This is a genomic window from Adlercreutzia sp. DFI.6.23 (assembly GCF_024462535.1).
Classification (GTDB): domain Bacteria; phylum Actinomycetota; class Coriobacteriia; order Coriobacteriales; family Eggerthellaceae; genus Adlercreutzia; species Adlercreutzia rubneri.
In genome coordinates this window covers 1-292 of the sequence record NZ_JANGBP010000704.1, presented here as the reverse complement: position 1 = coordinate 292, position 292 = coordinate 1, and the positions used below count along the sequence as shown (strand labels likewise).

At 63.4% G+C, this 292-nt stretch carries 1 pseudogene; it reads left to right on the top strand.

Annotated elements, in window-relative coordinates:
• Positions 1-221: pseudogene (locus NE591_RS15130) on the top strand (hypothetical protein); the annotation flags it as partial.
• Positions 222-292 lie beyond the last annotated feature (71 nt).

The window sequence follows — 292 nt, the reverse complement described above, 5'->3', positions numbered from 1 at the left end:
CCGACGACGGCGAGATGGAGGCCCTGGCCATGGACTTCGTGCAAAACGCGCTGTCCCGCGGCATGGAGCCTGATGACATCATCAACCTGGTGCGCGAGCAAATAGTCAGACTTGAGGAGTCCCGCCAAGGGCGTGTCCTGAGGGCTGCTCTCGCAGGCAGCGAGGGGAAGGGGATCAAACATGCGCAACAAGAATCGGAAAATCGAGGAGAAGGCCGCTGAGGGCGCTCGCAAGCCCATTGCCGCGGCACCGCCTTCGCGGGGCACCAAGACCTCGCGCAACGGTGTGTACC